Below are 18,526 nucleotides of genomic sequence, written 5' to 3'. Positions count from 1 at the left end.
TTCAACCATGTACAAGGCCGTCGGATCACGCGGATCCCGGGTCAGCCGCGTTCTCTGGATGCTCGAGGAACTCGGGGAGCCCTATGAGTTCGCCGAGGTCACGCTGCGCTCACCCGAGGCCTATGCGCTCAACCCGTCGGGCAAGGTGCCGATCCTGATCGACGGCGATCTGAAAATCACGGATTCGGCGGCGATCTGCGTCTATCTGGCGGACAAGCATGCCGACAAAGGCATGGGCGCCAATTCCGGTCTTGCCGGCCGCGCCGAGATGGATTCCTGGATGCATTTCGCCCAGAGCGAGCTGGAAGCGCCATTGTGGAACAAGCTGCGCCACCGCTTCCTCTTGCCCAAGGACATCCGGGTCGATGTCGGCCCGGCCACGATCTATGATTTCGCATCCGAAATAAAGGCGCTGGACCGCCGGCTTGGCGATAAGCCCTTTGCGTTGGGCGATCGGTTCTCAGCTGTCGACGTGCTGCTCGGCGACATGGGCGCCTGGGCGCGTGCCGGAAGATTCCCGATCGACTCTGACCGGGTCGGCGCCTATTTCGACCGCGTGCTGTCGCGACCTGCTCGCGGCCGCGCGCAAGCCAATGGCGGAGCCATGAAATGAAACTCAACATCACCACCGATTTCACCAAGTTCCCGCGCGCCGTTTCGGTTCTTCCTGCCGGCGAAGCCGGCTCGGCTGCGCCCTATGACAAGGCCATGCTGCCGCATGACGAGCGGCATCTGCGCCGCCGCGCCATCGAGACGACGGCCGGTGACAAGGTGCTGGTCGACCTGCCCGAACCCGTCGCACTCGCGAATGGTGACCGGCTGGTGCTGGAAGACGGCCGCCAGCTCGAAATCGTCGCGGCGCCGCAGGAGGTCTACGATATCCGTGCCCGCGATGCCGTGCACCTTGCCGAGCTCGCCTGGCACATCGGCAACCGCCATCTCGCGGCGGCGATCGAGCCGAGCCGCATCCTCATCCTCCGCGACCATGTCATCAAGGCAATGCTCGAAGGCCTCGGCGCCAAAGTGAGCGAGGTTCTGCAACCGTTCAGCCCGGTGCGCGGCGCCTATTCCGGGCACGGCCACGATCATGCGCATGATCATCATGGTCACGATCATCACGACCATGATCACGCGCACGACCATCATGATCACGACCATCACCACCACGACCATGGTCACCACCATCACCATGACTGAGCGGTCTTCCAGCGTCGCGCTTTTGCGGCTGATGGCCTGGCTGTCGCCGGCCTTTCCGGTCGGTGGCTTCTCCTACAGCCATGGGCTCGAGCGCGCGGTACATGACGGGCTGATCGCCGATCGCCAGGATCTGGCCGGCTGGCTGGAGACGCTGGTCGAGATGGGTTCGGGCTGGAACGACGCCGTGCTCTTCGCTGAAAGCTGGCGTCGCGCGCGCGACGGCGGCGACGTCAACGAGGTTGCAGCTCTGGCCGAGGCGCTCGCCGGCTCACAGGAGCGTCATACCGAAACCATGCTGCAGGGCTCGGCCTTCCTCCAGGCGGCGTCCGCCTGGCCGTCGCCGGCGCTGCAGCGTCTGCCGGCCGATTGCCCCTATTGCATCGCAGTCGGTGCTGTTGCCGGCAGCGGCGGTGTCGGTCTCCCAGAAGCGCTGTCCGCCTTCCTGCAGGCCTTCTTCTCCAATCTCGTCCAGGCGGCGATCAGGCTCGGTGTCGTTGGCCAAACCGATGCCGTCGCATTGTTAGCCGGCTTTGAGCCTTTGGCCTTGACGACTTCCGCTCGCGCCGCGGCTTCGACGCTCGACGATCTCGGCGGCGCGGCTTTCATGTCAGAGATCATGGCGATGCAGCACGAAACGCAATACTCGCGGCTGTTCCGCTCATGACCGCCCTCGCCATCATCCTCTCCTTCGTCCTGCTTCTGATCACCTCGCTGCACGTATATTGGGGCATAGGCGGCATCTGGCCGGGCACCGACAAGGCATCCTGCGCGCGCGCCGTCGTCGGCTTCCGCGGCGTCGATGAGATGCCGTCGGCAGTCGCGAGCTTCGCCGTCGCGGCCTGCCTAGTATTGGCGACGCTCTGGCCGCTGGCGCTGGCCGGCGTTTTTGCCACGCCCTTTCCAAGGGAGGGCCTGGCCGTCACGGCGTTGATGATCGGCCTCGTCTTTCTCGGCCGCGGCATTGCCGGCTTCACGCCCTGGTGGCGCCGGCTCGCCTCCGAACAGCCTTTCGCGCGGCTCGACCAGCGCCTCTATTCGCCGCTCTGCCTGGTGATTGGGCTCAGCTTCGCCATCCTTGCTATTTCGGAGTTTCCGGCATGACGTCGAAAAACGGTCCTCTTCGCATCGGCATCGGCGGCCCGGTCGGCTCGGGCAAGACGACGCTCACCGAAAAGCTCTGCAAGGCGCTGCGCGACGACTTCTCCATCGCCGTCGTCACCAACGACATCTACACCAAAGAGGATGCGATGATGTTGGCCCGCCTGCAGGCGCTGCCGGAGGAGCGTATCGTCGGCGTCGAGACCGGCGGCTGCCCGCACACGGCGATTCGCGAGGACGCCTCGATCAATCTGCGGGCGATCGCCGAGCTGAACCGGAAATTCCCGGATCTCGACATCATCTTCATCGAGTCCGGCGGTGACAATCTCGCCGCCACCTTCTCGCCGGACCTTGCCGACCTGACACTTTATGTCATCTCGGTCTGCCAGGGCGAGGAAATCCCGCGCAAGGGCGGACCGGCCATCACCCGGTCGGATTTCCTCATCATCAACAAGAGCGATCTGGCGCCCTATGTGAACGTCAACCTCGACGTGATGGAGAGCGATGCCGGCCGCATGCGCGGCAAGCGCCCCTTCGGCTTCACCGACCTCTCGCGCGGCAAGGGGTTGCAGGAGGTGATCGATTTCATCGTCGAGCAGGGCGGGCTGCAATCGGCGCGCCCGGCGGCCTGACTCTCTGACCTACCAGTTTGCGGTTGCTGGTCGGGGCTGGGTTCGGCATTGTTTGGAAAACCCGGAGGATTTTCGATGAGCCTTGCCCGCCTGCACAAGGAGCCGCTGAGCAACCTGCCCTATTACAAGGAGCGGGTCGACCTCGCCGCCGCCTTCCGCTGGACCGCCCGGCTCAACATGCATGAGGCGGTGGCCAACCACTTCTCGCTGTCGGTCAACGAGGACGGTACGAAGTTCCTGATGAACCCGAACCAGGTGCATTTCTCGCGCATCAAGGCGAGCGACCTGCTTTTGATCGACGCCAACGACCCCGAAACGCTCTCCGGCCCCAATGCGCCCGACCCGACCGCCTGGGGCCTGCATGGCGCCATCCATCGCAACGTCCGGCATGCGCGCTGCGCCATGCATGTCCATTCGATCCACGCCACGGTGCTTGCCTCGCTGGCCGATTCGACCTTACCGCCTGTCGACCAGAACTCAGCCATGTTCTTCAACCGCCATGTCGTCGACGCCAACTACGGCGGGCTGGCTTTCGAGGAGGAGGGAGAGCGCTGCTCGCAGCTTCTGACCGATCCCAAGGTCAAGGTGATGGTCATGGGCAATCACGGCGTCATGGTCATCGGCGACAGTGTCGCGGACACCTTCAACCGCATGTTCTATTTCGAGCGCGCCGCCGAGACCTACATCAAGGCGCTGTGGACCGGCCGGCCGCTGCGCACGCTCTCCGACGAGATCGCCGAAAAGACCGCGAGCGAGATGGACGACTATCCCGGCCAGGCCGAACGCCATCTGGCCGAGCTGAAGGCAATCCTCGACGAGGAAGAGCCGGTCTACCGGAATTGAGGCGTTTTCACTACGCTATGCATATATCTTGTGTGACTGGCGTGACTGATCGGCCCGAAGCTTGATTGCCACGTGGTTCCCCCAATCCGTCGCTGCTTCGCAGCGCCACCTTTCCCCTCTCCGGAGGGAAAGGAAGTAGCGTTGCTGGACGCGCGTTGACCACAAGAAAGCTTGGCGCTTTCCTCTACCCCGTCGATCGGGGGAGAGGTGGCTCGGCGAAGCCGAGACGGAGTGGGGGTCGACCAGCGCTACATTAGACAATGCATGCGCCAAGCTGCCACGCACGCTATCGCCAAGGACCAGCCGCTTGGAAATGCGTGTATGCCGTGGCGTTTCACGGGGAGAAGGTGCCCGAAGGGCGGATGAGGGGCGGCGCCGACCTCTGAAAGCTTGCTCAGAGCCCCAATTGCGCCCGTAATTCCTCGGCGCTGTTGATGACGATGGCGCCGGGCGGTCCTGCCATCGGCGCTTCCGGCCAGAAGATCGTCTTCATGCCGGCGGCCAGCCCGGCCATGGCGCCGGTGAGGCTGTCGTCGACGGCGAATGCGTCCGCCGGATCGACGCCGGCGAGATAGGCGGCGCGCAGGAAGGGCTCGGGAAGCGGCTTGCCGTCGATCACGTCGTTGCGGCTGACCGTTAGCATACCGGGATAAGTGAGGCCGACGGCGGTCAGATTGGCGTCGACGATCAGCCGATCGGAATTCGACACCACCGCCTGCTCGACGCCGAGCGCGCGCAATTCGTCGAACACCTCGATCGCGCCGGGGCGCGGCTTCAGCGTCTCGGCCATCGGCAAATAGTGATCGTATTTGCGCACGATCCAGTCGTCGAACGGCAATGACAGGCCGAACTGGTCGCGCAGCATCTCGTAGACCGGCCACGCGGCGATACCCAGCACCCGTTCATGCAGGTCGTGCGGCGGGGCGATGCCGACGCTGCGCAAGGCGGCCGCAAGTGCTGCCTCATGCAGCGGCTCGCTGTCGACCAGCGTTCCGTCCATATCCCAGAAAACGGCTTTCGGCGTCATGCGCGGCTCCCTTCGCCGCTCCCCTTAATGCGTTTCCCGGTCGAGATAAACCGTCCCGCTGGCAAATGGTTGGACAAGCGACGTCTTGATCCTTGAGGAGGCAGGAACGCGCCCAAGCAATTGCTCTTTCGATAGACAATTGCGCGTTGGCGTAATCGCTGTAAGCTATGGCGCCCGTTTCAGCATCGCGCGGGCTGGGAGGCAGGACGTGAATTCGCGACAGGAAACCGGCAACACCAGGTTGGACGACGCCGCGCGCGCCGGCTGGCTTTACTATGTTGCCGGCAACACACAGGACCAGATCGCCGCCAAGCTCGGCATCTCCAGGCAGACGGCGCAGCGGCTGGTGTCGCTCGCCATGTCGGAGGGACTGATCAAGGTGCGGGTCGACCATCCGATCGCCAATTGCCTCGACCTCGCCGCCCGGCTGCGCTCGCGCTTCGCGCTCGACCTCGTCGAAGTGGTGCCGAGCGATCCGACCTCGAGCTCGACGACGATCGGCATCGCCGAGGCCGCAGCGGCCGAGATCGAACGCCGGCTGCGCTCGGACTCCCCCATCGTCATGGCGATCGGCACCGGACGCACGCTGAAGGCGGCGATCGAGCAGCTGCCGCCGATGGAATGCCCGCAGCACAAGGTGGTGTCCTTGACCGGCAACATCTCGCCCGACGGCTCGGCCGCCTTCTACAACGTCATCTTCACCATGGCCGACCGTGTCAAGGCGCGGTCCTTTCCGATGCCGCTGCCGGTCATCGCCTCCTCGCCGGAAGAGCGCGACATGCTGCTCAACCAGCCGATGATCCAGCCGACCCTGGCATTGGCTGCCGAGGCCGACGTCACCTTCATCGGCATCGGCGATCTCGGTCCGAAGGCGCCGCTCTATGAGGACGGTTTCATCTCGGAAAGCGAGTTGAAGGCGCTGCAGAAGGCGGGCGGCATCGCGGAGATCGTCGGTTGGGTGTTCGACCGCGAAGGCCGCATGATCGAAGGCATCACCAACGACCGCGTCTCATCCGCCGCCTTGCCGTCGCGCGAGAAGTCGCTGGTCATCGCCTTGGCGATGGGCGAGCGCAAGCTGCCGGGCATCCTGGCGGCGGTCAACCGCCGGCTGGTCAACGGCCTCATCACCGATGAACGCACGGCCGCGGCGCTGCTCGCAGGCTGACTGCCGATAAAAAAGAGCTGGCTATTGGGACGGTCCGCGCGGGTCGTTGCCGTCGAGGAAACCCATGTCGCGCTGCAGATGCGGCGACAGGTCCCGAACATCGACATAGCCGCGCCGCCGGCGGGCAAGCCGTGAAAATTCGCGCGCCAGCAGGTAAAACCAGCCTTGCGCCGGCGTGGAAACGAGCTTTTCCTGCACCGTGGTCATGATCGTCAGCCTTCGCTAAAGCAATTCCAGGAAAAGTGTGAGCGGTTATCCGTCCGGAATTGCATAAAATCAAAGAGTTAGAGCGTTTTGCCGTTTCCGTGAAACGGCGAAGCGCTTGGTGCTTGAACTGGATTGATCGTCGACCCCAAATATCGGGTTGGCGGCTTTGCGCTTCCAATTAAACCTCGATCATGACCCATAAGGAGGTTTTATGCCCGATCTGAGCTCTCCGCAGCTTGCGCCGCTGCCGCCGCTGCAGGCGATCCGGGTGTTCGAGGCGGTTGCGAGGCACCTGTCCTTCACCAAGGCGGCGCAGGAACTGGGCATGACCCAGGCGGCGGCGAGCTACCAGATCAAGGTGCTCGAGGAACGCATCGGCGCGCCGCTGTTCCTGCGCCGTCCAAAGCAGATCGAACTGACCGAGCCCGGCCAGCGCCTGGCGCCGGCCGTCAGCGAGGCTTTCGCCATCCTGGGGCAGGCCTATGCCGCGGCGCGCGGCGGCGCCGACGGGCTGCTGTGTGTCACCACCGTGCTGACCTTCGCCTCGAACTGGCTGGCGCAGCATCTGGGCTCGTTCCAGCTCGCCCATCCGGCACTTGCCGTGCGGCTCGACACGTCGAGCCGGCTCACCGATTTCGCGCGCGAGGACGTCGATCTCGCCATTCGCTCCGGCGGCGGCAAGTGGCCGGGCCTGGAGTCGCACAAACTGCTCGACGCCGATTTCACGCCGATGCTGAGCCCGAAGCTCGCGGCGAGCATCGGCGGCGTCAGCGAGCCGGCCGATCTGTTGCGCTTGCCGATCCTCGATCCCGGCGACATCTGGTGGACGCAATGGTTCGAGGCCGCCGGCGTCGCCGGACACGACCTCGCCAAACGGCCCGGCTCCAGCATGGGCGCGCAGGCTTATGAGGCGAACGCGGCGATGGCCGGCCACGGCGTCGCGATCCTGACCAGGGCCTTGTTCAAGAACGAGATCGCCGACGGCCGCCTGGTCCAGCCTTTCGACCTCGTAGGCGACGACGGCCATGCCTATTGGCTGGTCTACCCGACGGCGCGCCGCAACGTGCCGAAGATCCGCGCCTTCCGCGACTGGATATTGGCCGAAATCGCTTGCCCCTAGGCTAACCGTCTCTAGCTACTTTCTCGATGTTACCGACCGGCGTCGCCGGATCGGGTCACGTTGCGTCATTTCTGCTGCGCTGCAGCATCGATTCCGCCTTGACATAAATCACGGTAAGTGAGTAATTGCCCAAAGCCAAGGCAAATGCTCAACTTGGTTTATGGGAGGAATTTGATGAAACTTCGCACGCTCACCCTGGGCCTGTTGTCGGCCAGCGCCCTTGCTTTCGCCGCGCATGCCGAATCCATCACCATCGCCACCGTCAACAATGGCGATATGGTCCGCATGCAGAAGCTGACCGACGACTTCACCAAGGCTAACCCCGACATCCAGCTCAACTGGGTCACGCTTGAAGAGAATGTGCTGCGCGAGCGCGTCACCACCGACATCGCCACCAAGGGTGGCCAGTACGACGTCATGACCATCGGCACCTACGAAGTTCCGATCTGGGCCAAGCAGAGCTGGCTCCTGCCGCTCGACAAGCTCGGCGACGACTACGACGTCAAGGACATCATCCCGGCCATCGCCGGTGGCCTTTCGGTCGACGGCAAGCTCTATGCCGCGCCCTTCTACGGCGAAAGCTCCTTCGTCATGTACCGCAAGGACCTGATGGAGAAGGCCGGCCTCAAGATGCCCGACGCCCCGACCTGGGACTTCATCAAGCAGGCCGCCGACAAGATGACCGACCGCGCCAACGGCGTGAACGGCGTCTGCCTGCGCGGCAAGGCCGGCTGGGGCGAGAACATGGCCTTCCTCACCGCCATGTCGAACTCCTTCGGCGCCCGCTGGTTCGACGAGAACTGGAAGCCGCAATTCGACCAGCCGGAATGGAAGAAGACGCTGCAGTTCTATGTCGACCTGATGAAGGCCGACGGTCCGGAAGGCGCTTCGTCCAACGGCTTCAACGAGAACCTGGCGCTCTTCCAGCAGGGCAAGTGCGGCATGTGGATCGACGCCACCGTCGCCGCTTCCTTCGTCTCCGATCCGAAGGCCTCGAAGGTCGCAGACAAGGTCGGCTATGCGCTGGCGCCGGACAACGGCCTCGGCAAGCGCGGCAACTGGCTGTGGGCATGGTCGCTGGCGATCCCAGCCGGCACCCAGAAGGCCGATGCCGCCGAGAAGTTCGTCTCCTGGGCTACCAGCAAGCACTACGCCGAACTGGTTGCGGCGAAGGAAGGCTGGGCCAACGTTCCTCCGGGCACGCGCTCCTCGCTCTACGCCAATGCCGAGTACCAGAAGGCAGCGCCCTTCGCCAAGATGACGCTGGACTCCATCAATGCCGCCGATCCGACGCACCCGACCGTCAAGGCGGTGCCTTATGTCGGCGTGCAGTTCGTCGCCATTCCTGAATTCCAGGGCCTCGGCACCACCGTCGGCCAGCTCTTCTCGGCGGCTCTTGCCGGCCAGTCGAGCGTCGACGATGCGCTGAAGCAGGCCCAGGACGCGGCCACCGCGGCAATGACCGAAGGCGGCTACATCAAGTAAGGCTCCTCCCGGTGCCGAATGCCGGTCGCGCATCATGACCGGCAGGTGGCCGCCCGAAACCCAGTTCGGGCGGCCACTTTTCAAAACCGGGAATATTCTGGCACAACTCTGAAAATCCGGCTGACCTTGGAAGGGTGACCGTCATGGCTACTCAGCAAACCCGTTCGCTTGCCCGTTTCATGATGGCGCCATCGGTGGTCCTGCTGTTCGTCTGGATGATCGTGCCGCTCGTCTTCACGATCTACTTTTCGCTCCTGCAGTACAATCCGCTGAACCCGATCCGCGACGGCTTCGTCTGGTTCGCCAACTACAAGCTCTTCTACTCCAATCCGGCGTTCTTCGCCGCCATCCTCAACACGCTCACCATCGTCGTCAGCGTGCTGGTCATCACCGTGGTCGGCGGCATCCTTCTTGCGATGCTGCTCGATCAGCCGATCTGGGGCCAGGGCATCGTGCGCATCCTGGTCATCTCGCCGTTCTTCGTCATGCCGCCGGTCGCGGCACTGGTCTGGAAGAACATGATCATGCACCCGCAATATGGCGTCTTCGCCGACATAGCGCGCTTCTTCGGCGCCGAGCCGATAGACTGGTTCGGGCAGCATCCGCTGACCGCCGTCATCCTCATCGTCGCCTGGCAGTGGCTGCCCTTCGCCACGCTGATCCTGCTCACTTCGCTGCAGTCGCTCGACGGCGAGCAGAAGGAAGCGGCCGAGATGGATGGCGCCGGTTTCCTCAGCCGCTTCATCTACCTGACGCTGCCGCATATGTCGCGCGCCATCACCGTCGTCATCCTGATCCAGACGATCTTCCTGCTCTCGGTCTATGCCGAGATCCTGGTCACCACCAATGGCGGCCCGGGCTATGCCTCCACCAACCTGCCTTTCCTCGTCTACCAGAAGGCGCTGCTGGAGTTCAAAATCGGTCAGGCATCCGCCGGTGGCGTGATCGCCGTCATTCTCGCCAACATCGTTGCCTTCTTCGCCATGCGCGCCGTCGGCAAGAACCTCGACAAATAGGGAGGACAAGATGGCCCGCGCAGTCACCACCCAGCACAAGACCATCGCCACGGCCGCGGCCTGGATCGTCGCCCTGCTGATCTTCTTTCCGATCCTTTATACGATCATCACCTCGTTCAAATCCGAGCAGGAGGCGATCCAGGGCTTCAACCTGATCCCGTCGGGCACTACGGAGAGCTACGCCGAGGTGCAGGCGCAGAGCGGCTACTTCAAGTTCTTCCTGAACTCGGTGATCCTGTCGGTCGGCTCGACGCTGCTCGCGATCCTGATCGCGGTTCCGGCGGCCTGGTCGATGGCCTTCTCGCCGACCAAGCGGACCAAGGACATCCTGATGTGGATGCTCTCCACCAAGATGATGCCGGCCGTCGCGGTGCTGTTCCCGATCTACCTGATCTTCCGCGATAGCGGCCTGCTCGACAGCCGCATCGGCCTCACCGTGATGCTGATGCTGATCAACCTGCCGATCGTGGTCTGGATGCTCTACACTTACTTCCGCGAGATCCCGGGCGAGATCCTGGAAGCGGCGCGCATGGATGGCGCCTCGCTATGGAACGAGATCATCTATGTGCTGACGCCGATGGCCGTTCCAGGCATTGCCTCGACCATGCTTTTGAACATCATCCTGGCCTGGAACGAGGCGTTCTGGACGATCCGTCTCACCACCACCAACGCAGCGCCGCTCACCGCCTTCATCAGCTCCTTTTCCAGTCCGCAAGGTCTGTTCTGGGCCAAGCTCTCGGCGGCCTCGACGCTGGCGATCGCGCCGATCCTGATCATGGGCTGGTTCAGCCAGAAGCAGCTGGTGCGCGGCCTCACCTTTGGTGCCGTGAAGTAAGAACGCCACGCGGCGGACGACGAAGACTATCCCCGGGAGGAAACCATGGGAAATATCACGCTCAAGAACGTCTCCAAGTCCTTTGGGTCGACGTCGATCATTCCGAACATCGACCTCAATATCGAGGACGGCGAGTTCGTCGTGTTCGTCGGCCCGTCGGGCTGCGGCAAGTCCACGCTGCTCAGGCTGATCGCCGGGCTCGAGGACACCAGCGGTGGCACCATCAGCATCGACGGCCGCGACGTTACCGGCGAGGCGCCGGCCAAGCGCAAGCTTGCCATGGTGTTCCAGTCCTACGCGCTCTACCCGCATATGACGGTCGCCAAGAACATCGCCTTCCCGTTGAAGATGGCCGGCGAGGACCAGGCGACCATCGACAGGAAGGTGAAGGACGCCGCCCGCGTGCTCAACCTCACCAACTACCTCGAGCGCCGTCCGGGCCAGCTCTCGGGCGGTCAGCGCCAGCGCGTCGCCATCGGCCGCGCTATCGTGCGCCAGCCTTCGGCCTTCCTGTTCGACGAGCCGCTGTCCAACCTCGACGCGGCACTTCGCGGCACCATGCGGCTGGAGATCAGCGAGCTGCACCATCAGCTGAAGACGACGATGATCTACGTCACCCACGACCAGGTCGAAGCCATGACCATGGCCGACAAGATCGTCGTGCTCAACGCTGGCAACATCGAGCAGGTCGGCTCGCCGATGGAGCTTTACAAGACGCCGAAGAACCTCTTCGTCGCCGGCTTCATAGGCTCGCCCAAGATGAACCTGATCGAAGGCGCGCCGGCCGACAAATACGGCGCCAAGACGATCGGCATCCGGCCCGAGCATCTCAACATCTCGACCACGGCCGGCGACTGGAAGGCGACGGTCGGCGTTGCCGAGCATCTCGGCTCCGACACCTTCCTGCACGCCCAGGCCGACGGCATCGGCACCGTCAATGTGCGCGCTGATGGCGAGGTCGCGGTCAAGCATGGCGACACCATCTACCTGACCCCGGACAAGGCCAAGCTGCATCGCTTCGGCGCCGACGGCAAGGCGCTGGCCCAGTGAGGACGGCAAAGTGAGGTTGAAAGGCAAATCGGCGCTGATCAGCGGATCGGCGCGCGGCATCGGCAGGGCCTTCGCCGAAGCCTATGCGCGCGAAGGTGCGACGGTCGCGATTGCCGATATCAATCTCGAAGCGGCGGAAGCGACGGCCAAGGCGATCGGTTCCGCGGCTTACGCGGTCCGGCTCGACGTCACCGATCAGTCCTCGATCGAGGCGGCGGTGAAGGCGGTCGAGGCGAAGACCGGAAGCCTCGACATCCTGGTCAACAACGCCGCGATCTTCGACCTGGCGCCGATCGTCGAGATAAGCAGGGCGAGCTACGAAAAGCTGTTTTCGGTCAATGTCGCCGGCACGCTGTTCATGCTGCAGGCCGCGGCGCGCTCGATGATCGCACGTGGCAAGGGCGGCAGGATCATCAACATGGCGAGCCAGGCCGGCCGCCGCGGCGAGCCGCTGGTCGCGGTCTACTGCGCCACCAAGGCGGCAGTCATTTCGCTCACCCAGTCGGCGGGGCTCGACCTGATCAAGCACCGCATCAACGTCAACGGCATCGCGCCGGGCGTCGTCGACAGCGATATGTGGGATGAGGTCGACGCGCTGTTCGCTAAATACGAGAACCGGCCTAGAGGCGAGAAGAAGCGGCTGGTCGGCGAGGGCGTTCCCTATGGTCGCATGGGCAGGCCGGAGGACCTCGCCGGCATGGCGGTTTTCCTCGCCAGCGACGAGGCCGAATACATTGTCGCCCAGACCTACAATGTCGATGGCGGGCAATGGATGAGTTGAACGGTTGAGGGGGGAAGGCGCTTCTCTCTTTCCTCCGGAGAAGACGCCATGGGGCAGGTGAGGGGCAGCATGCCGGAACACCAGATGCTGCCCCTCATCCTCGCTCTCCCAAGGAGGCGGAACAGTCGGGCTGCGGATCGGCCAAAGGGTAAACTGAGATGACCGTGAAACTCTCTTCCTCCAACCTCGCCAAGCTGCCGGCCAACGTCGCCGGCCCGAAATACGACCGCTCGAAGCTAAAGGCAGGCATCGTCCATTTCGGCGTCGGCAATTTCCACCGCTCGCACCAGGCGGTCTATCTCGACGACCTGTTCGGCGCCGGCGAGGGGCATGACTGGGCGCTGATCGGCGCCGGCGTGTTCGAAGGCGAGAAGATCGGCCGCTCCAAGCTGCAGGAACAGGACTGGCTGACCACGGTCGTCGAGCAGGACCAGGGCCATATGAGCGCCCGCGTCACCGGCGCCATGATCGATTTCCTGATGCCCGGCGATGCCGCCGCGCTCATCGACCAGCTGGCCGATCCTGCGATCAAGATCGTCTCTTTGACCATCACCGAAGGCGGCTATTTCATCGACCCGGCTTCGGGCAAGTTCAACCCGGCCCATCCCGACATCGTTGCCGACGCGCAGCCGGGTGCCACGCCGAAGACCGTGTTCGGCATCATCCTGGCCGGCCTGTTGCGCCGGCGCGCCGACGGCATCGTGCCGTTCACCGTCATGTCCTGCGACAACATCCCTCATAACGGCCACGTCACCTCCGACGGCGTCATTGGCCTCGCCCGGCTGATCGACGAGGACCTGGCCAAATGGGTGGAGGACAAGGTCGCGTTCCCGAATGGCATGGTCGACCGCATCACCCCGGCCACCACCGACCGCGAGCGCAAGATCCTCGCCGACGATTTCGGCCTGGAGGACAATTGGCCGGTGTTCTGCGAGCCGTTCAAGCAATGGGTGCTGGAGGATCGTTTCACCGCCGGTCGCCCGGCGCTGGAAAAGGTCGGCGTGCAGTTCGTCAAGGATGTCTCGCCTTACGAGCTGATGAAGATCCGCATCCTCAATGGCGGTCACGCCACCATCGCCTATCCGGCCGGGTTGATGGACATCCACTTCGTGCATGAAGGCATGCAGGAGCCGCTGGTGCGCGCCTTCCTGTCCAAGCTCGAGCATGACGAGATCATCCCGACCGTGCCGCCGGTGCCGAACACCGATCTGGAGGACTACTACCAGCTCATCGAGCGCCGCTTCTCCAATCCCAAGATCGGCGACACCATCCGCCGGCTTTGCCTCGATGGCTCCAATCGCCAGCCGAAATTCATCATCCCGACGATCGCCGACCGGCTGAAGGCGGGCAAGGGCGCCGCCGGTCTCGCGCTGGAATCGGCCTTGTGGTGCCGCTATTGCTTCGGCACCACCGACAGCGGCGCCGTCATCGAGCCCAACGACCCGAGCTGGGACCGCATGCAGGCGACCGCGAAAGCGGCGAAAACCGATCCGAAAGCCTGGCTGGCGATGGAGGATATCTATGGCGATGTCGGCCGCTCGCCCGTTTTCGCCGAGGCCTTCGCCCACGCCTTGAAGGTCCTGTGGGCGAACGGCGCGCGCGAAACCCTGACGCGCTATCTCGCCGGCAAGCTCTGACGCTCGACTGGAAGCATGTCGCGATGACGCCGGAACTGGTCATCTTCGACTGTGACGGCGTGCTGGTCGACAGCGAGGCGCTTTCGGTCACCGCGCTGCTCGGCATGATCGAGCTCGCCGGCGGCACGGTGAGCGAGGACGCCGCCTACGAGCATTTCCTCGGCAAGAGCATGAAGAGCGTGCGCGAGATCCTCGGCCGCGACTTCGGGCTGGAGATCAACGACCAGCATCTGACCGCCATGCGCGTCGACCTGATGCGCAAATTCCGCGAGGAATTGAAGCCGATCCCGGGCGTCAAGGACGTGCTGCCGAGGCTCGGCCTGCCTTGCTGCGTCGCTTCGTCCGGCACGCTGGAACGCATCCGCTACGCGCTCGAAGTCACCGGCCTGCTGCCCTTGCTGGAGCCGCATCTCTTCAGCGCCACCATGGTCAAGCGCGGCAAGCCGGCGCCCGACCTTTTCCTCCACGCCGCCGCCTCGATGCGGGCGCATCCGCGCAATTGCCTGGTCATCGAGGACAGCCCCGCCGGCGTCGCCGCGGCGCGCGCGGCCGGCATGCGCGTCCTTGCTTTCACCGGTGGCTCGCATGCCTCCAATCCCGCGCTCAAGGCGCGGCTTGCGTCGACGGAACCGGACTTTATATTCGCTGACATGCTGCAATTGCCCGATCTGATTGCAGGCCTGGGAGCGAGAGAAAAAGCATCTTGACCAAGAGTTTCGTTTGCGCGGTCGATGTCGGCACCGGGAGCGCTCGCGCGGGCATTCTCGACTCTGAAGGCAACCTGCTCGGCCGCGCCGATCACCCGATCGCCATGCATCAGCCCAAGCCCGATCATGCCGAGCATGATTCGGAAGATATCTGGTCGGCCGTGTGCAAGGCGGTGCGGGCCGCCCTGCAGAAATCCGGGGTCGCTGCCGGCGACATCGCCGGCATCTCTTTCGACGCCACCTGCTCGCTGGTCGCGCGCGACAGGCAGGGCAGTCAGATCAGCGTCTCGGTCACCGGCGAGAAGCGCTGGGACACGATAGTCTGGCTCGATCATCGCGCCATCGCCGAAGCCGATGAATGCACGACGAGCGGCCACGCCGTGCTCGACTATATCGGCGGCGTGATGTCGCCGGAGATGGAAACGCCGAAGCTGATGTGGTTGAAGCGCCACCTGCCGAAGACATGGAATGAAGCCGGCTATCTATTCGACCTCGCCGATTTCCTCACCTGGAAGGCATCGGGCTCGCTGGCCCGCTCGCAATGCACCCTGACTGCGAAATGGACCTATCTCGCCCACGAGGAAAAAAGCTGGCGCCGCGACTTCTTCGAGCTCGTCGGCCTGGATGATCTCTTCGAGCACGGCCATCTGCCGGAGAAGGCGAGCCCCGTCGGTACCGATATCGGTCCGCTGACGGCCGAAGCGGCCGCCGAGCTCGGCTTGACCGAAAAATGCCGGGTGGGCGCCGGCGTCATCGACGCCTATGCCGGGGCGCTCGGCGTGCTGGGCGGCTTTGCCGGGGACGAGAAAGACATCAGCCGGCATCTGGCGCTGATTGCCGGCACATCGTCCTGCGTCATGGCGATGTCGCTCGACCCGCAACCCTTCGCCGGCGTCTGGGGCCCCTATTACGGCGCCGCCTTGCCGACGCTGTGGCTCTCGGAAGGCGGCCAGTCGGCCACCGGCGCGCTGCTCGACCACATCATCCGCTGGCACGGCGCCGGCGGCGAGCCGGACGCGGCCATGCATATGAAGATCGCCGGACGGGTCGCCGAGTTGCGCGCCGAGGACGGCGATGAACTGGCGGCAAGACTGCACGTGCTGCCGGATTTCCACGGCAACCGCTCGCCGCTCGCCGACCCGCACGCGGTCGGTGTCATCAGCGGCCTGACGCTCGATGCCTCTTTCGACAGCCTGTGCAAGCTCTATTGGCGCACCGCCGTCGGCATCGCGCTCGGTGTGCGCCATGTGCTTGAGGCGCTGAACGAGAACGGCTATCTGATCGACACGCTGCACGTCACCGGCGGCCACACCAAGAACCCGCTTTTGATGGAGCTCTACGCCGACGCCACCGGCTGCACGGTGGTCGAGCCGCTGGCCGACGAGGCGGTGCTGCTCGGCACCGGCATGGTGGCGGCGACCGCCGCCGGGCTCTTTCCCGATCTCACTGCTGCCTGCGTCGCCATGCAGCAGGGCGGCAGGACGCGCGCCCCCAACAAGGAAGCGGGCGACCGCTTCGACCGCGACTACCGCATCTTCCTCGAAATGCACCGCCAGCGGCAGATGCTCGACGCGATTCGCTAGCCGTTTCCTATTGCTTGCGCAGCGACCTGCCGCTTTCCGCATCGAACAGATGGATGCTCTGCTCCTCGAAGCTGTAGCGCACCGGCGCGCTCTGCTCCGGGCATTCGCGGGCCGGCACCAGCGCGCTGATTTCCTTGCCGCCCGAGCCGAACGTCACCAGCGCGTCATTGCCATGGAACTCGATGAGATCGGCCGTGCCTTGCAGCAGGTTTGCCGCGCCGGCTTCCGCCGTCTTCAGGTCCGGAGGCCGGATGCCGAGCACGACGCGGTCGCCGTGCTGCAGGTAAAAGTCGCTGCCCTCCAGCGATAGCAGCGTTCCGGCGCCGGTCAGCGTCCAGCCGTCGCCCTTCCGGGCGACCATGGCGTCGATGAAATTCATGTTCGGCGTGCCGATGAAGCCGGCTACGAACTGGTTGCCGGGGCGGCGATAGATTTCCGCCGGCGAGCCGATCTGCTCGATCACGCCGTCCTTCAGAAGCACGATGCGGTCGGCAAGCGTCATCGCCTCGAGCTGGTCATGCGTGACATAGACGGTGGTGGTCTTGAGCGACTGGTGCAGCCTGGCGATCTCGACGCGCATATGGTTGCGCAGCTTGGCGTCGAGATTGGAGAGCGGCTCGTCGAACAGGAACACTTTCGGCGTCTTGATCATGGCGCGCGCGATCGCGACGCGCTGCTGCTGGCCGCCGGAAAGCTCGGTCGGCTTGCGGCCGAGATAGGGTTCGAGCCCGAGCGTTTTCGCGACGGCCTCGACGCGCTTCTTGATCTCCGCCGCCGGCACCTTCTGCCGCTTCAGTCCGAAGGCGACGTTGTCGAAGATCGTCATATGCGGATAGAGCGCATAATTCTGGAACACCATGGCGATGCCGCGGTCGCCTGGGTCGAGATCGTTTACCACCTTGCCGCCGATCGACACCTCGCCGCCGCTGATATCCTCCAGCCCCGCCAGCATCCTGAGCAGCGTGGACTTGCCGCAGCCGGACGGGCCAAGGAACACGACGAATTCGTGCTCCTCGATCGCCAGGTTGAGATCGCGGATGACGGAAGTGGCGCCATAGGCCTTGTCGACATGGGAGCAGACGATCGCGGACATCCCTTATCCCTTCTCGCCGGTCAGCAGGATCTGCAGCTTGACGTCCTGCGGCTGGCCTTGCGCGGCGCGCTCGAACGCCTTGATGCTGTCGGAGAAATCATAAGTGCCGGTGATCAGCGGCTTGAGGTCGACCTTGCCGGAGGCGATCAGCTGCAAGGCGCGGTCGAAGATGTTGGCGTAGCGGAACACGGTCTCGATGCGCACTTCCTTCGAGATCGCCGCCGGCACATTGAGCGCGACCGGCTCCACCGGCAGCCCGACCAGCACCACCGCGCCGCCCGGCCGCACGATGTCGAACAGATTGGCGATGGCCTTTGGGCTGCCGCTTGCCTCGAACACGATATCGGCGCCCCAATTGTCGGTGGCGGTCATCACGGCGTCGACCAGCGGCTCCTCGCCGATATTCACGGGCACGATTCCCGGATACTGGGCGGCAATCGCAAGCTTCGGCGCGGAGAAGTCCGAAATCAGCACTTTTGAACAGCCACCGGCCAAAGCGGCCAGCGCGATCATGATGCCGATCGGGCCGCAGCCGACGACCACGGCGACATCGCCCGGCACGATCCTGGCCCGCGTCGCCGCCTGCATGCCGATGGCGAAGGGTTCAACCATCGCGCCTTCGGCGAAGGACACGTTGTCCGGCAGTTTGTAGGTGAAGGCCGCGGGATGCACGGCGTAGGGCGCGAGCACGCCATGCACCGGCGGCGTCGCCCAGAAACTGACGTCGGGGTCGACATTGTAGATGCCGAGCTTGGCCGCGCGCGACGACAGGTTCGGCACGCCGGGCTCCATGCAGACGCGGTCGCCGACCTTCAGGCTCGCGACATTGGCGCCGACCTCGACGATCGTGCCCGAGGCCTCATGGCCGAGCACCATCGGCTGGCGCACGATGTAGCTGCCGATGGCGCCATGCGTGTAGTAGTGCACGTCGCTGCCGCAGACGCCGACCGTGTGGATGGCGATCCTGACGTCGTCCGGTCCGACGTCTTGCGGCAGCGCGATCTCGCGCAGCGACAGTTCGCCTTTTTTCTCAAGCACCAGTGCTCGCAT

General features: G+C 64.3%; 20 protein-coding genes. 16 read left to right on the top strand and 4 right to left on the bottom strand.

The features are described 5' to 3' along the window. Window positions 1–7: 7 nt before the first annotated feature. The 6 genes from DPM33_RS09415 to DPM33_RS09390 all read left to right on the top strand — a co-directional run bounded on the left by DPM33_RS09415 (window position 8) and on the right by DPM33_RS09390 (window position 3,770). Window positions 8–613, top strand: a complete 606-nt coding sequence (locus DPM33_RS09415; protein WP_112097119.1) for a glutathione S-transferase family protein — start codon at window positions 8–10, stop codon at window positions 611–613. Further along, entirely contained in the window at window positions 610–1,197 is a 588-nt protein-coding gene (locus DPM33_RS09410) for an urease accessory protein UreE (protein WP_112097118.1), read from the top strand. Before DPM33_RS09415 ends, DPM33_RS09410 begins: the two co-directional genes overlap by 4 nt. Then, entirely contained in the window at window positions 1,145–1,861 is a 717-nt protein-coding gene (locus DPM33_RS09405; RefSeq protein ID WP_208648380.1) for an urease accessory protein UreF, read from the top strand. Before DPM33_RS09410 ends, DPM33_RS09405 begins: the two co-directional genes overlap by 53 nt. Next, the gene (locus tag DPM33_RS09400; RefSeq protein ID WP_112097117.1) at window positions 1,858–2,298 is read left to right on the top strand and encodes a DUF3995 domain-containing protein; all 441 of its coding nucleotides are present in this window, start codon (window positions 1,858–1,860) and stop codon (window positions 2,296–2,298) included. The genes DPM33_RS09405 and DPM33_RS09400 overlap by 4 nt, the downstream gene beginning before the upstream one ends. Then, entirely contained in the window at window positions 2,295–2,927 is a 633-nt protein-coding gene (ureG, locus tag DPM33_RS09395; RefSeq protein WP_112097116.1) for an urease accessory protein UreG, read from the top strand. The genes DPM33_RS09400 and ureG overlap by 4 nt, the downstream gene beginning before the upstream one ends. Window positions 2,928–3,002: 75 nt before the next feature. Continuing rightward, complete coding sequence (locus DPM33_RS09390) at window positions 3,003–3,770, top strand: class II aldolase and adducin N-terminal domain-containing protein (RefSeq protein WP_112097115.1); 768 nt, start codon at window positions 3,003–3,005, stop codon at window positions 3,768–3,770. A gap of 394 nt (window positions 3,771–4,164) precedes the next feature. Here DPM33_RS09390 and DPM33_RS09385 read toward each other — a convergent pair whose 3' ends face one another. Then, window positions 4,165–4,797 (bottom strand): HAD family hydrolase, encoded by a 633-nt coding sequence (locus DPM33_RS09385; protein WP_112097114.1) that lies wholly within the window; start codon window positions 4,795–4,797, stop codon window positions 4,165–4,167. Between the two features lie 208 nt (window positions 4,798–5,005). Between DPM33_RS09385 and DPM33_RS09380 the strand changes: the two genes are divergently transcribed. Next, entirely contained in the window at window positions 5,006–5,962 is a 957-nt protein-coding gene (locus DPM33_RS09380) for a sugar-binding transcriptional regulator (protein ID WP_112097113.1), read from the top strand. Between the two features lie 21 nt (window positions 5,963–5,983). Here the strand turns inward: DPM33_RS09380 and DPM33_RS09375 are convergent, their stop codons facing one another. Further along, window positions 5,984–6,169: a hypothetical protein gene (locus DPM33_RS09375; protein ID WP_112097112.1), complete on the bottom strand. Its 186-nt coding sequence runs from the start codon at window positions 6,167–6,169 to the stop codon at window positions 5,984–5,986. Between the two features lie 211 nt (window positions 6,170–6,380). Between DPM33_RS09375 and DPM33_RS09370 the strand changes: the two genes are divergently transcribed. The 9 genes from DPM33_RS09370 to DPM33_RS09330 all read left to right on the top strand — a co-directional run bounded on the left by DPM33_RS09370 (window position 6,381) and on the right by DPM33_RS09330 (window position 16,383). Further along, a complete protein-coding gene (locus DPM33_RS09370; RefSeq protein ID WP_112097111.1) occupies window positions 6,381–7,289 on the top strand; it encodes a LysR substrate-binding domain-containing protein in 909 nt (302 codons plus the stop codon). A gap of 174 nt (window positions 7,290–7,463) precedes the next feature. Further along, window positions 7,464–8,774 (top strand): ABC transporter substrate-binding protein, encoded by a 1,311-nt coding sequence (locus DPM33_RS09365; RefSeq protein ID WP_112097110.1) that lies wholly within the window; start codon window positions 7,464–7,466, stop codon window positions 8,772–8,774. Between the two features lie 143 nt (window positions 8,775–8,917). Next, entirely contained in the window at window positions 8,918–9,790 is an 873-nt protein-coding gene (locus DPM33_RS09360) for a carbohydrate ABC transporter permease (protein ID WP_112097109.1), read from the top strand. A 10-nt stretch (window positions 9,791–9,800) separates the two neighbouring features. Then, window positions 9,801–10,625, top strand: a complete 825-nt coding sequence (locus DPM33_RS09355) for a carbohydrate ABC transporter permease (protein WP_112097108.1) — start codon at window positions 9,801–9,803, stop codon at window positions 10,623–10,625. Between the two features lie 45 nt (window positions 10,626–10,670). Next, a complete protein-coding gene (locus tag DPM33_RS09350) occupies window positions 10,671–11,675 on the top strand; it encodes an ABC transporter ATP-binding protein (protein ID WP_112097107.1) in 1,005 nt (334 codons plus the stop codon). Between the two features lie 10 nt (window positions 11,676–11,685). Continuing rightward, window positions 11,686–12,456, top strand: coding sequence for an L-iditol 2-dehydrogenase (locus DPM33_RS09345; RefSeq protein WP_112097106.1), 771 nt, complete (start codon window positions 11,686–11,688; stop codon window positions 12,454–12,456). Window positions 12,457–12,614: 158 nt separating this feature from the next. Next, a complete protein-coding gene (locus tag DPM33_RS09340) occupies window positions 12,615–14,093 on the top strand; it encodes a mannitol dehydrogenase family protein (protein WP_112097105.1) in 1,479 nt (492 codons plus the stop codon). A 23-nt stretch (window positions 14,094–14,116) separates the two neighbouring features. Then, complete coding sequence (locus tag DPM33_RS09335) at window positions 14,117–14,800, top strand: HAD family hydrolase (RefSeq protein WP_112097104.1); 684 nt, start codon at window positions 14,117–14,119, stop codon at window positions 14,798–14,800. Beyond that, window positions 14,797–16,383 (top strand): FGGY-family carbohydrate kinase, encoded by a 1,587-nt coding sequence (locus DPM33_RS09330; RefSeq protein ID WP_112097103.1) that lies wholly within the window; start codon window positions 14,797–14,799, stop codon window positions 16,381–16,383. The genes DPM33_RS09335 and DPM33_RS09330 overlap by 4 nt, the downstream gene beginning before the upstream one ends. Window positions 16,384–16,390: 7 nt before the next feature. Here DPM33_RS09330 and DPM33_RS09325 read toward each other — a convergent pair whose 3' ends face one another. Then, window positions 16,391–17,476, bottom strand: a complete 1,086-nt coding sequence (locus DPM33_RS09325) for an ABC transporter ATP-binding protein (protein WP_112097102.1) — start codon at window positions 17,474–17,476, stop codon at window positions 16,391–16,393. 3 nt (window positions 17,477–17,479) lie between these two features. Continuing rightward, window positions 17,480–18,526, bottom strand: a complete 1,047-nt coding sequence (locus tag DPM33_RS09320; protein WP_112097101.1) for an NAD(P)-dependent alcohol dehydrogenase — start codon at window positions 18,524–18,526, stop codon at window positions 17,480–17,482.

The sequence above is a fragment of the Mesorhizobium hawassense genome, from assembly GCF_003289945.1.
GTDB classification, from domain to species: Bacteria; Pseudomonadota; Alphaproteobacteria; order Rhizobiales; family Rhizobiaceae; genus Mesorhizobium; species Mesorhizobium hawassense.
Note: the sequence above shows the minus strand (reverse complement) of the source record. Positions and strands in the feature narration are given on the sequence as shown.